Origin of the sequence: Nocardioides sp. T2.26MG-1, from assembly GCF_950101795.1 — a bacterium.
Classification (GTDB): Bacteria; Actinomycetota; Actinomycetes; order Propionibacteriales; family Nocardioidaceae; genus Nocardioides.
The window spans coordinates 330,313-342,841 of sequence record NZ_CATNLZ010000001.1; the positions used below are offsets into that span (position 1 = coordinate 330,313).

14 protein-coding genes are annotated in these 12,529 nt (G+C 73.4%); 3 read left to right on the forward strand and 11 right to left on the reverse strand.

Going from position 1 to position 12,529, the window contains the following annotated elements; translation table 11 throughout:
• Window positions 1–13: 13 nt before the first annotated feature.
• The 4 genes from QQZ14_RS01590 to QQZ14_RS01605 all read right to left on the reverse strand — a co-directional run bounded on the left by QQZ14_RS01590 (window position 14) and on the right by QQZ14_RS01605 (window position 4,619).
• Window positions 14–922, reverse strand: coding sequence for a helix-turn-helix transcriptional regulator (locus QQZ14_RS01590; protein ID WP_284532408.1), 909 nt, complete (start codon window positions 920–922; stop codon window positions 14–16).
• A 174-nt stretch (window positions 923–1,096) separates the two neighbouring features.
• Window positions 1,097–2,683: a 2-succinyl-5-enolpyruvyl-6-hydroxy-3-cyclohexene-1-carboxylic-acid synthase gene (menD, locus tag QQZ14_RS01595; RefSeq protein ID WP_284532409.1), complete on the reverse strand. Its 1,587-nt coding sequence runs from the start codon at window positions 2,681–2,683 to the stop codon at window positions 1,097–1,099.
• The gene (locus QQZ14_RS01600) at window positions 2,680–3,621 is read right to left on the reverse strand and encodes an o-succinylbenzoate synthase (protein WP_284532410.1); all 942 of its coding nucleotides are present in this window, start codon (window positions 3,619–3,621) and stop codon (window positions 2,680–2,682) included. The genes menD and QQZ14_RS01600 overlap by 4 nt, the downstream gene beginning before the upstream one ends.
• A complete protein-coding gene (locus tag QQZ14_RS01605; RefSeq protein WP_284532411.1) occupies window positions 3,618–4,619 on the reverse strand; it encodes an AMP-binding protein in 1,002 nt (333 codons plus the stop codon). The genes QQZ14_RS01600 and QQZ14_RS01605 overlap by 4 nt, the downstream gene beginning before the upstream one ends.
• Window positions 4,620–4,663: 44 nt before the next feature.
• On the opposite strand from QQZ14_RS01605, the gene QQZ14_RS01610 reads away from it, so the two are divergent.
• Window positions 4,664–5,539 carry a 1,4-dihydroxy-2-naphthoate polyprenyltransferase gene (locus QQZ14_RS01610; RefSeq protein ID WP_284532412.1) on the forward strand — a complete coding sequence of 292 codons (876 nt, stop codon included), beginning with the start codon at window positions 4,664–4,666 and terminating at the stop codon, window positions 5,537–5,539.
• 29 nt (window positions 5,540–5,568) lie between these two features.
• Window positions 5,569–5,700 carry a hypothetical protein gene (locus tag QQZ14_RS01615; protein ID WP_284532413.1) on the forward strand — a complete coding sequence of 44 codons (132 nt, stop codon included), beginning with the start codon at window positions 5,569–5,571 and terminating at the stop codon, window positions 5,698–5,700.
• Between the two features lie 9 nt (window positions 5,701–5,709).
• On the opposite strand, the gene QQZ14_RS01620 is transcribed toward QQZ14_RS01615, so the two are convergent.
• The gene (locus tag QQZ14_RS01620) at window positions 5,710–5,976 is read right to left on the reverse strand and encodes a DUF4229 domain-containing protein (protein ID WP_284532414.1); all 267 of its coding nucleotides are present in this window, start codon (window positions 5,974–5,976) and stop codon (window positions 5,710–5,712) included.
• 44 nt (window positions 5,977–6,020) lie between these two features.
• On the opposite strand from QQZ14_RS01620, the gene QQZ14_RS01625 reads away from it, so the two are divergent.
• Window positions 6,021–6,224 carry a hypothetical protein gene (locus QQZ14_RS01625; RefSeq protein WP_284532415.1) on the forward strand — a complete coding sequence of 68 codons (204 nt, stop codon included), beginning with the start codon at window positions 6,021–6,023 and terminating at the stop codon, window positions 6,222–6,224.
• 123 nt (window positions 6,225–6,347) lie between these two features.
• Here QQZ14_RS01625 and ccsB read toward each other — a convergent pair whose 3' ends face one another.
• From ccsB to hemL, 6 genes are read right to left on the reverse strand one after another with little or no spacing between them, the layout of a single operon-like run.
• Entirely contained in the window at window positions 6,348–7,361 is a 1,014-nt protein-coding gene (gene ccsB, locus QQZ14_RS01630) for a c-type cytochrome biogenesis protein CcsB (protein ID WP_284532416.1), read from the reverse strand.
• Window positions 7,358–8,959: a cytochrome c biogenesis protein ResB gene (gene resB, locus QQZ14_RS01635; RefSeq protein ID WP_284532417.1), complete on the reverse strand. Its 1,602-nt coding sequence runs from the start codon at window positions 8,957–8,959 to the stop codon at window positions 7,358–7,360. The genes ccsB and resB overlap by 4 nt, the downstream gene beginning before the upstream one ends.
• On the reverse strand, window positions 8,956–9,717 hold the full coding sequence (locus QQZ14_RS01640; RefSeq protein WP_284532418.1) for a cytochrome c biogenesis CcdA family protein: 762 nt from the start codon (window positions 9,715–9,717) through the stop codon (window positions 8,956–8,958). The genes resB and QQZ14_RS01640 overlap by 4 nt, the downstream gene beginning before the upstream one ends.
• Window positions 9,710–10,288: a TlpA disulfide reductase family protein gene (locus QQZ14_RS01645; protein ID WP_284532419.1), complete on the reverse strand. Its 579-nt coding sequence runs from the start codon at window positions 10,286–10,288 to the stop codon at window positions 9,710–9,712. Before QQZ14_RS01645 ends, QQZ14_RS01640 begins: the two co-directional genes overlap by 8 nt.
• On the reverse strand, window positions 10,288–10,986 hold the full coding sequence (locus QQZ14_RS01650; protein ID WP_284532420.1) for a histidine phosphatase family protein: 699 nt from the start codon (window positions 10,984–10,986) through the stop codon (window positions 10,288–10,290). The genes QQZ14_RS01645 and QQZ14_RS01650 overlap by 1 nt, the downstream gene beginning before the upstream one ends.
• Before the next feature lie 9 nt (window positions 10,987–10,995).
• Window positions 10,996–12,318: a glutamate-1-semialdehyde 2,1-aminomutase gene (gene hemL / locus QQZ14_RS01655; RefSeq protein ID WP_284532421.1), complete on the reverse strand. Its 1,323-nt coding sequence runs from the start codon at window positions 12,316–12,318 to the stop codon at window positions 10,996–10,998.
• Between the last annotated feature and the right edge of the window lie 211 nt (window positions 12,319–12,529).

Here is a 12,529-nt window from a genome sequence, read left to right on the forward strand (position 1 = left end):
CCGGACCGGTGTGTCAGGCGGGTTGCGCCACCCAGAGCATGGGGTCGCCCCAGCCCAGCTCGGTCACGCCGTGCCGGCCGAGCGCGAGCGCCACGAGCGTGCGGCGGTGCGCGGCGAACGTCAGCACGTGGGCGATCATCCCGCCGTACGTGAAGACCTCCGCGGGCTCGCAGAGCGCGTCGACGAAGGTGTCGTCGAGGCGGCCGGCCTCGACCACCTCACGGACGTGGGCGAGGTACGTCGGGGCCTCGACGGCGAGCCGCTCCCTCATGGAGGCGAGCGGCTCGTGCTCCTCGACCGACCAGTCGTAGTCGCGGGTGGCGAGCGCGGCGTTCCACATCCCCAGCTGGCCGACCAGCCGGGAGAGCAGCGACCGGATCGTCTGCCGGTCGTCGTCGACGTCGAGCTCGATCACCTGGTCGAGCTGCTCGTCGGTCAGGCGGCCGGCGACGCGGATCATCTCGCCGGTCAGCCACACGTGGTGCTCGACCATCTTCGTCAGCAGGTCCATCGAGGTCACCGTCTCTCGTGCGGGCAGCCGGAGGCTGCCGGGTGGGTGGAAGTGAACACCGCTGGGCGCGGCGATCCGGATCTGACCGGGCCGGCGGCGCCAGGTCGCCGGCGGGACGCCGTACGCCCGCGCGAACGCCCGGGTGAACGCCTCGTGCGAGCCGTAGCCGGCCTCGACGGCGATGTCGATCAGCGGCGCGGTGGTCGTGACCATCCGGTAGGCCGCCCGCTCGAGCAGCACCCGCCGCCGCAGCGCCTGGGGCGGCTCGCCCGCCACCGACCGGATCATCCGGTCGAGGTGGTAGCGCGAGAAGTGCAGCCGGGCGGCCCGCTCGTCGGCGGTCAGCTCGTGGTCGTCGAGCGCCTCGGCGAGCTGGTCGACGAAGCCCGCGAAGGTGTCGGCTGCGGCCATGTCCCGATCATGTCCGGTCCGCCGGGCGAGGCGCTTGATCCGGCTTGCGCGCCGTTCGGTCGTGGCATCCCGTTCGGCTGCCTCCGCGCCCACCGCGACCACCACGTCGGAACACCGACCCCCAGAGCGACCACCGTGGCCGGCGGGGCGGCGGAGCCGACACGCCAGACGCGGTCAGGGACGCAGGGCGCGGATCCGGGCGTCGAGGTCGCGGCGGTTGTCGCGGCGTACGACGGCCTCGACGACCTCGATGCCGCCAGCGGGCGAGGCGAGGGCGTGCTCGAGCTCGGGCAGCGAGTCGACCCGCCAGTGAGGGGTGCGGGTGGCGGCGCAGAGGCTGGCGAGGTCGACGTGGTGGGGCGTGCCGAAGAGCCGGTCGTACTGGTCGGCGTACTCCTCCGCGCCCTGCTCGAGCATGGCGAAGATCGAGCCCCCGTCGTCGTTGACGACCACGATCGTCAGGTCGGGGACGGCCTCGCCCGGACCGAGCACGAGGCCGCCGGAGTCGTGGAGGAACGTCACGTCGCCCATCAGCGCCAGCGCCCGGGAGCTGCGCGGCCGGCCGAGCGCGGCACCGATCGCCGTCGAGATCGTGCCGTCGATGCCGGAGAGGCCGCGGTTGGCGACCACCTTGCGGCGGGCTCCGACGTCGTAGCGCGGCACCATCAGGTCGAGGTCGCGGATCGGGCTCGAGGCCCCGACGACCAGCAGCCCCTCGGCGGGCACGGCCCGGGCGACCGCCCCGGCGACCTCGTGGGGGGTGAGCTCGGGCTCGGCCGCCAGCAGCGCGTCGAGCCGGGCTCCCACGGAGGCGTCGGCGGCACGCCACTCCTCCAGCCAGGCGGGGTCGTCGGCGGCGTCCACCCCGACCCCGCCGGAGACCCGCGAGGCGACCGGGAACGGTCGCTCGCTCCAGACCCCCCAGGCTCCGAGGTCGACGACCTCGACGTCGTCGCGGGACAGCAGCCGGGTCACCGGGCGGGACAGCGTCGGGTGGCCGCCGACCACGACCCGCTGCACCCGGCCGCCGAGCTCGCCGTCGAGCAGCAGCCGGTAGGTGCGGATCGCGTTGTCGCCGGTGCGCGAGCCGCTGGACGGCTCCGCCAGCAGCGGCCAGCCGGCCTGCTCGGCGAGCACCCGGACCCGAGGCCCGGCGTCGTCGCCGGCGACCACGACCGTGCGGGGACCCTGCGGCAGCACGGTGAGCGAGGCGGTGACCGCCCGGTGCACCGGCTCGCCGGGCACGGCGTCGGGGTGCCACCGCTCCGCGGGGACCAGCGGCTCCTCGAGCGGCACGTTGAGGTGCACCGGCCCGGCGACCAGGAGGTCGACCGGCGCGGTGGCGTCCTGGGTCGCGACCAGCGCGCCGAAGATGCCGACCTGGTCGGTGGTCTGGTTGGCGCCGGTGCCGCGCAGGCGGGCCGGCCGGTCGGCGGTCACCACCACCAGGTCGAGCCCGGCGTGGGCGGCCTCGAGCACGGCCGGGTGCAGGTTGGCGACCGCCGTGCCGGACGTGCAGATCACCGCCGCGCGGCGGTGGCACTTGGTGAGGCCGAGGGCGAGGAAGCCGGCGGTGCGCTCGTCGATGCGGGTGTGGAGGCGGACCAGTCCGGCGGTGGCGGCGTCGTAGGCCGCGAACGAGAGCGGGGCGTTGCGCGACCCCGGGGCGACCACGACCTCGGTGACCCCGGCCTCGACCAGTGCGGTGAGGACCCGGCGGGCGGTGTCCGTGGCGGAGCCGGCGGGTTCGGTGGCGGTCACGACCGACGATCCTCTCGCAGCGCGCGCACCTCGGCCAGCCGAGCCTCCCAGTGGGCGACCCGGTCGGGGCCGGCGTGCAGCAGCGTCTCGTCGACCCGCGGGACGCGCACCGGCAGCTCGCCGTCGACCGGCAGCAGCGGCTCGGTCACGACGTCAGCGCCCAGCAGCTGGACGGTCGCGAGGCCGCACGCGTAGGGCAGCTCGGGGAGCGCCGCGGCCAGCGCGACCCCGGCCGCGATGCCGACGCTGGTCTCGAGCGCCGAGGAGACCACGACCGGCAGACCGATGTCCTCGGCGATCCTCAGGCAGGCCCGCACGCCGCCGAGGGGCTGCACCTTGAGCACGGCGACGTCGGCGGCCTCGAGGTCGCGGACCCGGTAGGGGTCGGCCGCCCGCCGGATCGACTCGTCGGCCGCGATCGGCACGCCGACGCGGCGGCGTACGGCGGCCAGGTCCTCGACGCTCGCGCAGGGCTGCTCGACGTACTCGAGGCCGCCGGCCGCCCGGTCGAGCACCGGGATCGAGGCGACCGCGGTGTCGAGGTCCCACAGGCCGTTGACGTCGATCCGCACCCGGCCGTCCGGCCCGAGGGCGTCGCGCACCGCCTCGAGCCGGGCCTGGTCGTCGGCCTGGGTCTGCCCCGGCTCGGCGACCTTGACCTTCGCGGTGCGGCAGCCGCCCGCGCGCACGATCGCGTGGGCCTGCTCGGGCCCGACCGCCGGGACCGTGACGTTGACCGGCACCCGGTCACGCAGCGGCGCCGGCCAGTCGCCGGCCGCGGCCTCCTCGGCGCAGCGCAACCAGGGCTCGGCGACGGCGGCGTCGTACTCCAGGAACGGGCTCCACTCACCCCACCCGGACTCGCCGCGCACCAGCACGCCCTCGCGGGCGGTGATGCCGCGGAAGCGGGTGCGCATCGGCACCGACCACACCCTCATGGCCTCTCCTCGGCGGCAGCGTCCCGGAGCGCGAGCCGGTCGGGCTTGCCGTTGGCCAGCAGCGGGATCGCATCGAGTGTGACGAGCTGCCGCGGCGCCCACGAGCGTGGGTGGACCTCCGCGACCCAGGCCCGCGCCGCGTCGAGCGAGAGCGGACCGACGACGAACGCCACCAGCCGGTGGCCCCACTCCTCGTCGGGCACGCCGAGCACCTCGACCTCGGCGACGTCCGGGTGCGCGCGGAGACGGGTGGCGACCGCGGGGGCCGGGACGTTGACGCCGCCGCTCACCACCACGTCGTCGAGCCGCCCCAGCACCTGGAGCCGGCCGTCGTCATCGAGCCGCCCGGCGTCGGCGGTGCGGAACCACCCGTCGACCAGCACCTCCGCGGTCAGGCCCGGGTCGCCGTCGTACCCCTCGAACAGCGTGGGGCCCGCGATGCGGATCCGCCCGTCGGCGTCGATCGCGATCGCGACGCCGTCCAGCGCGTAGCCGTCGTAGACGCAGCCGCCGGCGGTCTCCGCGGAGCCGTACGTCGCGACTACGTGGACGCCCGCGTCCGCGGCCCGGCGGCGCAGGGCGGGGTCGATCGGGCCGCCGCCCAGCAGCACGGTGTGGAAGGTGCGCAGGCTCGGCGCGTCGGTGTCGAGCAACCGGTGCAGCTGGGTGGGGACCAGCGACACGAAGCGGTCGCCGTCGGCCATGGCCGCGGTGGCCGCCGCGAACGACACGTGGTCGTCGAGCAGCACCGGCTCGTGCCCGGCGACCAGCGAGCGGCACACCACCTGCAGGCCGGCGACGTACGCCGCGGGCAGCGCGAGCAGCCACTGGCCGGTGGCGCCCAGGCGGCGGGCGGAGGCGCGCACCGAGGCGAGCACGGCGGCCCGGGAGAGCAGCACCCGCTTGGGCGCCCCGGTCGAGCCCGAGGTCTCCACGACCCACGGCGCCGGGTCGTCCGCCGCCAGCCACCCGGCGAGCCCACCGGCCGCTTCGTCCACCTGGCTGAGGGTAGACGGTCCGGTTGATGCTTGAATCTCCGGTCGTGGCAACTCCCGATCAGTGGCTCGCCGGGGCACGGCCCCGCACCCTGCCCGCGGCCGTCTCCCCTGTCCTCGCGGGGACCGGCGTCGCGGCGTACGCCGACGGCTTCGTGTGGTGGAAGGCGCTGCTCGCCCTCGTGGTCGCCCTCGCGCTGCAGGTCGCGGTCAACTACGCCAACGACTACTCCGACGGCATCCGCGGCACCGACGCCGACCGGGTCGGCCCGATGCGGCTGGTCGGGTCGGGGGCGGCTGCCGCTGCCGCGGTGAAGCGGGCGGCGTTCCTGGCCTTCGGGGTCGCCGCGGTCGCGGGGCTGGTGCTCGCGGCGACGACCGCCTGGTGGCTGGTGGCCGTCGGGCTGGTCTCGGTGCTCGCCGCGTGGTTCTACACCGGCGGGTCGAAGCCGTACGGCTACCTCGGCCTCGGCGAGGTGATGGTGTTCGTGTTCTTCGGGCTGGTCGCGGTGGTGGGGACGACGTACGTGCAGACCGAGACGTGGGAGTGGGCGGCGCTGGACGCGGCCGTCGGCGTCGGCGCACTCGCCTGCGCGATCCTGGTGGCCAACAACCTGCGCGACATCCCCACCGACACGGTCGCCGGCAAGCGCACGCTGGCCGTGGTGCTGGGCGACCGGCGCACCCGGCTGCTCTACCTGCTGCTGGTCGTCCTGGCGGCCGCCGCGGTGGTCGCGGTCGCCGCCGTCACGTCGTGGTGGGTGCTGGTCGGCCTGGGCTTCCTGGCGCTCGGTGTCCCCGCGACCCGCACGGTCCTCGGTGGTGCCACCGGGCCGGGGCTGATCCCGGTGCTGCAGCGCACCGGGCTGGCCGAGCTGGCCTGGGCGGCGCTGGTCGCGGCCGCGCTCGTCGTCGCGGGCTGACCCGACCGGGCCCGGCGTACGCTCAAGGCATGATCTGGATCATCCTGCTGCTCGTGGTGGTGGCCGTCGTGGCCTACCGCTACCGGGTGCCGCTGCTCGCCAAGATCCTCGGCCAGCCCCAGAGTCGCATCGAGCGCCGGCTCGAGCGCCGCAAGGACTGACGGCGGCTCTCAGGCGTCGTCCGCGTCCTCCTTGGCGCGCAGCTCCTCGATCTTCGCCGACATCCGCTCCGCCCGCGTCTCGACCCGGCGGGCGAACGCGTCGCGCGGTCCGTTGAGCAGGAAGTAGGAGCCGACCCCGCTGAGGACGAACGCGAGCACGATCGCCCAGAGGATCGGCACCGAGTCGTCGAGCAGGAACCACACGCCGATGATCAGGGCGAGCGAGCCGACGAACAGCAGGAACCGCAGGCCGGTGTAGATCCAGAACTCCTTCACGCATCCCAGACTAGGCGTCACCAGCGACCGCCTACCCTGGTGGGGTGAAGCTCCTGCTGGTGGTGATCCTGATCGCGATCGCCGTGTACTACACCGTGCGGGTGATCCAGAGCCGCGGCATCGCACCCGCCCCGCGTCCCCGCCGCCAGCAGCAGCCGCCGCGGGTGCTGGGCCCCGACGACGACCCGGACTTCCTGCGCGACCTCGACCGGCGTCGCAAGCACCCGGAGGACCCGGAGGACCTGTAGCGCCTCACGTTGAGTCGTGAGTTCTGACGGTTGAGTCGTGAGAACCCGTACACGGCGGCGCCGCTCGGCGTACCGAAGTCCCGATTCGACTCGCAGAACTCCCGACTCGACGAGCAGAAGTCCCTACTCGACCGTCAGAACTCCCGAATCAACGTCGGGGGTCTCGAAGGCAGGAGCGCCGGCATACGAGTGCTGGCTGGTGGTCGAGAAGTAGTTGATGCCGATGAAGTTGAACCACAGGGTGGCGACCCCGACCAGGGCGAGGATCGCCGCGTTGCGGCCCTTCCAGCCGGCGGTGGTGCGCGCGTGGAGGTACGCCGCGTAGACGACCCAGGTGATGAACGCCCACACCTCCTTGGGGTCCCAGTTCCAGTACGACGACCAGGCCTGGTGCGCCCAGATCGGGCCGGTGATCAGCACCGCGAACGTCCACACCGGGAAGCCGAACGCGTGCAGCCGGTAGGACACCCGGTCGAGCACCTCGAGCTTCGGCAGCCGGGCGACGTAGCCGGACTCCCGTGCGGGGGCCCGCTCCTTGACGAGGTAGAGCGCGGACGTGATCCCGCCGAGCGTGAACGCTCCGGTGGCGATGATCGCGGAGACCACGTGGATCACCAGCCAGTACGACGAGAGCGCCTCGGTCAGCGGGGCGACCGGGGAGTAGAGCCAGATCACGGCCACCATCAGCACGCTGAGCACGAACGCGACCACGATGGGCGCCATCCAGGCCAGCCGCAGCCGGTGGTAGAGCCCGACGTACAGCGCCGCGACCACGAACGTGCCGGTCAGCGTGAACTCGTACATGTTGCCCCACGGCACCCGGTCGGGGTCCGCGGCCATGCCGCGCCCGACGAGCCCGACCAGGTGGATGCCGACGGCCAGCCCCGTGAGCAGGTAGCCCAGCCGCCCGAGGAACTCGGTACGGCGGACCTGCCCGTCGTCCTCGCCCCCGGGGCCGGTGGCGACGGCCACGCCGCCCGGGATGTCGACCGACGCCACGGAGGCGGCGCCGGCGGCGACCGGGACCTTGCGCAGCGACGCCCACTCGGCGAGGTGCACCAGCAGTGCGAGGAAGTAGACGATGCCGCAGGCGGCGACCGCCCAGTTGCTCAGGCTCTCCCACTGAACGTCGGTCACTGCTTCTTCTCCTCCGGTTGCTGCTGCAGGGCCTTCACGAGCTCGTCCACGACGACCGCGACGTCACCGCCGCCGGACCGGTCGAGCGCGGCGACCTCGACCAGTGTGCCGTCACCCTCGCGACGGGCGCGAACCCAGACGCGTCGTGGCCGGATGAACAGCGAGCCCAGCAGGCCGATCAGGGCGAGCACCACGCCCCCGAGGGCGAGGAACTTGCCGGGCGTCTGGCTGATCTGGATCTTGTTCCACTCCTCGAGCCGGTCGAAGCTGACCGTCCCGATGCCGCCGGGCAGGGCGACCTTCTCGCCGGGGCGCAGGTCGATGCGGTACGGCGCCCCGTTCTTCTTGGTCAGCATCGTCGTCTTGGTCTTGTCCAGGGCGTAGACGGACTGGGGCGCGCCGTCGTCCATGCCGAGGTCGCCGGTGTAGACGAGCATCGAGACCAGCGGGTCCGCGGGCTTGCTCAGCACCGAGAAGTAGCTGCCGGTCTGCTTCGAGAACGCCACCGTCGGGTAGAACTCGCCCTCGAGCCCGATCTGGGTCGGCTTCGCGTCCGGGGCCTTGACCACGCCGATCGACTGCATGGTCTGGTCGGTGGGCAGGAAGATCGTCGGGCCGCTGTAGACGACCTCGCCCTTGCCGTCGCGGATCGTGATCACCGGTGCGAACCCGTGGCCGATGAGGAACACCTCGGTGCTCCCGATGCTCAGCGGGTGGTTGACCTTGAGCTCGTAGCTCTTCTCCTCGCCGCCGATCGACTCCTGGTAGCGCAGCCGCGACTCGAACCCGCGGGACATCCCGGCGCGGGGCCCGGTGGGGTAGACGTCCCAGGAGAAGTCGTCGATGGAGAACGTGAACGGCTCCATCCGGTCGGCGTCGAACAGGCTGCCGGGGTCGAAGTCGTCGTACTGGTCGGGGGTGTTGGAGAAGCCGTACTGGTCGCCGACCAGCAGGATCACGCCGCCCTTGTAGCCCAGCAGCCCGCCCATCGCGAAGCCGACCAGCACCACGACGACCGCGAGGTGGAAGACGAGGTTGCCGGCCTCGCGGAGGTAGCCGCGCTCGGCGGAGACCGCGTCGCCGTCCACCGAGAGCCGGTAGCGGCGCTTGCGCAGGGCCGCCTGGGCTCGTTCGAGGACCGCGTCCGGCTCCCCGGCCGCGACGTACGACGCGTGGTCGGGCAGCCGGGTGAGGTTGCGCGGGGCCGCCGGGGGCTTGGCCCACATCCCACGCCAGTAGTGCCACGTGCGCGGGAGGATGCAGCCGACCAGCGAGACCATCAGCAGCAGGTAGATCGCCGAGAACCACGGCGAGTCGTAGACCGAGAACAGCCCGAGCCGGTCGTAGACCGGGGTGAGCTTCGGGTGGTCGGCCTGCCAGTTGGAGGTCTTGAGGGAGTCGACGCCCTCCTGCGGGATGATCGAGCCGGGCACCGCGGCCAGCGCCAGGAGCAGCAGCAGGATCAGCGCGGTGCGCATCGAGGTGAGCTGGCGCCAGATCCAGCGCAGCAGCTCGCGGAACGTCAGCTCGCCGGGGCGCCGGTCGTCGTCGGCCGGGCGGGTGCTCAGCGAGGTCCGGGTCGGGGTCGGGGTGCTCATATCGCGGTCTCCGAGGAGCTGACGAGGTGCAGCTGCAGCCAGGTGACGGCCTGGTCCCACCAGCCGGTGACGAGCATGACCCCGACCGCGACCAGCATCAGCCCGCCGGCCCGCATCACCCACGCCTGGTGGCGGCGTACCCAGCCGACGGCCGAGAGGGCCCGCTCGTAGGCCAGCCCGGCCAGGATGAACGGCAGCCCGAGGCCGAGGGCGTAGACCGCCGAGAGCAGGGCGCCGCGGCCGGCCGTGGACTCGCTGAACGACAGCGTGGTGATCGCGCTCAGCGTGGGGCCGATGCAGGGGGTCCAGCCGAGGCCGAACAGGAACCCCAGCAGCGGCGCCGCGGCCAGCCCGACCGCCGGCACCGAGTGCACCCGCCAGTCGCGCTGGAAGAACGGCAGCCAGCCGGCGAACGCCAGGCCCAGCACGATCGTCAGCAGCCCCAGCACGAACGTCATCTGGTCGCGCCACGTCACCAGCCACGAGCCGAGCGCCCCGGACAGCGTGCCGAGGATGACGAACACGGTGGAGAAGCCGAGCACGAACAGCACCGAGCCCAGCAGCATCCGGCCCCGCCGGGTCCCGGCCTCACCGCTCGCGAGGTCGGCGCCGGACAGGCCGGTGGCGTAGGAGAGGTAGCCGGGCAGCAGCGGGATCACGCACGGGGAGAAGAACGACACCAGTCCCGCGAGCAGGGCCACGGGGACGGCGAGCACCAGAGAGCCGGAGAACGCGGTCTCCTGGAACCAGTCACCCATCGGCGGTCTCCCCCGCGACCTCGTCGACCACGTCGACGAGCGTCTGCTTCGAGGGGATCTCACCCGAGATCACGGCGGCCGCGCGGCCTTCCGCGTCGAGCACGACCGTGGCGGGGATCGCGACCATCGGCACCTCCTGCGAGAACGCGAGGATCGCGGTGCCCTTGACGTCCCAGAGCGAGGGATAGTCCGCGCCCGCGCCGCGCATGAACGCGAGGCCCTGGTCGGCGCTGGCGTCACGGATGTTGATGCCCAGGAACGCCGCCTCCGACGACAGCTCGTCCGCGGCCTCGGCCAGCAGCGGCATCTCGGAGCGGCACGGGCCGCAGCCCGACCACCACTTGTTCACCACGAGCACCTTGCCGCGGTAGTCGTCGGCGGAGACCTCGTCGCCGGTGAGGGTGCGCCCCTCGAAGTCGATCGGGTCGCCCCGGTCGGCGGGCTCGATGATCCGGACCGAGCCCCCGCCGTCGATGAACTGCTTGTCCCCGGTGCCACCGAGGGACGTGCATCCGGTCAGGGCGAGGAGGCAGACGGCGACGCCCACCGATCCGCGGCGCAACAGGGACATCAGGGCCTGCGCTGCTCGGGTGCTCCGCCGGCCGAGAACGGCGCCTTCTTGTCCTTCACGGGGATCAGGTCGCCCGCGGGCTCGGAGTAGCTCACCTGCGCGAGGCGGTCGCCGACGAAGTGGAACGACGTGAGCGAGCACAGCGTGCACTGGCGCTTGCGCGGGTCGTGGAGGAACGAGCGCTTCTCGGCGGCCAGCCGGGTGATCCAGATCGGCAGCTGGTGGGAGACCACCACGGCCTCGTGGCCGCGGGCCGCGTCGCGGGCGTCGTGGACCGCCGCCATCATCCGGGCGACGACCTGCTTGTAGGGCTCGCCCCAGGACGGGCGGAGCGGGTTCCACAGCAGCGCCCAGGTGCGCGGGTCGCGCAGCGCGTTCTCGCCGCCGGCGAACCGCCTGCCCTCGAACTTGTTGGTCGACTCGATGACCCGCTCGTCGATCAGCACATCGAGCCCGCGCGCGGTCGCGAGCGGCCCGGCGGTCTCCTGTGCGCGCTCCAGCGGCGAGGACCGCAGGTGCACGATGTCGCGGTCCTGGATCGTGGCGGCGACCTTCTCGGCCATCTGGACGCCGAGGTCGGAGAGGTGGAACCCGTCGCGGCGACCGTAGAGGACGCCCTCGGGGTTGTGGACCTCGCCGTGGCGCAGCAGGTGGACGATCGTGTCGGGGGTCTGGGTCGCTGGGCTCGCTGGGCTCACCTGAGGCTCCTACTGCTGCGCGGCCGCGGCCGCACGGGCGGCGGCGGGCAGCGCGTCGAGCACGGTCTGGACCGCGCGGTCGTCATGGGCGGAGGAGAGGAACCACGCCTCGTACGCCGACGGCGGGAGGTAGACCCCCTGGTCGAGCATCGCGTGGAAGAAGGCGGCGTACGCCGTGCCGTCGGTGCGGGAGGCGTCGTCGAAGTCGCGGACCGGCCCGCCGGCGAGGAACACCGAGAACATCGTGCCCGCGGCCTGGACGACGTGCTCGACGCCGGCCCTGCTCAAGGCGTCGGAGGCCGCGGTCTTGATCGTGTCGGCGGCGGCGCCGATGTGGGCGTAGACGTCGTCGGTGGCCAGCCGCAGCGTGGCCAGGCCCGCGGTGGTGGCGATCGGGTTGCCCGAGAGCGTCCCGGCCTGGTAGACGGGGCCCTCCGGCGCGAGCCGGCTCATCACGTCGGCGCGACCGCCGAACGCTGCGGCCGGGAAGCCGCCGCCCATCACCTTGCCGAACGTCATCAGGTCGGGGCGCCAGCCCTCGACGGCGCCGTCGAGGCCCCAGTGCCCCTGCGCGGACGCGCGGAACCCGGTCATCACCTCGTCGCTGACGAACAGCGCGCCGTGCCGGGTGCAGGTCTCGGCGAGGAAGGCGTTGAACCCCGGCTCGGGCGGGACGACGCCCATGTTGCCGGGCGCGGCCTCGGTGATCAGGCAGGCGATCCGGTCGCCGTGCTCGGCGAAGGCCTTGTCGACCGCGGCGCGGTCGTTGTAGGGCAGCACGAGCGTGAGGGCCGTCGAGGACTCGGGAACGCCCGGGGTGCCCGGCACGGCGAAGGTGGCCAGGCCGGAGCCCGCCGAGGCGAGCAGGGAGTCGACGTGGCCGTGGTAGCAGCCGGCGAACTTCACCACGACGTCGCGGCCGGTGAACCCGCGGGCGAGCCGGATCGCCGACATCGTGGCCTCGGTGCCCGAGGAGACGAACCGCACCCGGTCGACCGGGGTGCGCGCGACGATCTCCTCCGCCAGCTCGACCTCCGGCTCCGTGGGGGCGCCGTACGACGTGCCGCGGGCGACCGCGGCCGCGACCGCGGCCTGCACCTCGGGGTGGGCGTGGCCGAGCAGCATCGGGCCCCACGAGCAGATCAGGTCGACGTACTCGTTGCCGTCCGCGTCGGTCAGCCACGCTCCGCGCGCCGAGCGGATGAACCGGGGCGTGCCGCCGACCGCGTTGAACGCCCGCACCGGGGAGTTGACCCCGCCCGGCGTCACCGCCCGGGCGCGCTCGAACAGGGCACTCGACGCGGCGGTGGGGCGCGGCTCGGGAACGGTCACCGGGTCATTGTCCCCGAGGCCGCCAACCGCGGGGCGCCGCGGTCCGCCTCCCGGAGCGGCAGCGTGTGACCGACGTCACGGAATCGGGGCGGGAACGTGTTTCAGCGTCATGACCTGCGGGAATGACCGTTTCGACGAGGACGAGCGCCGATCCGGGGGGACGACGTACCGTAACTGTGTGTGACGCCACTCGTTGGATCGGTCACCGCGG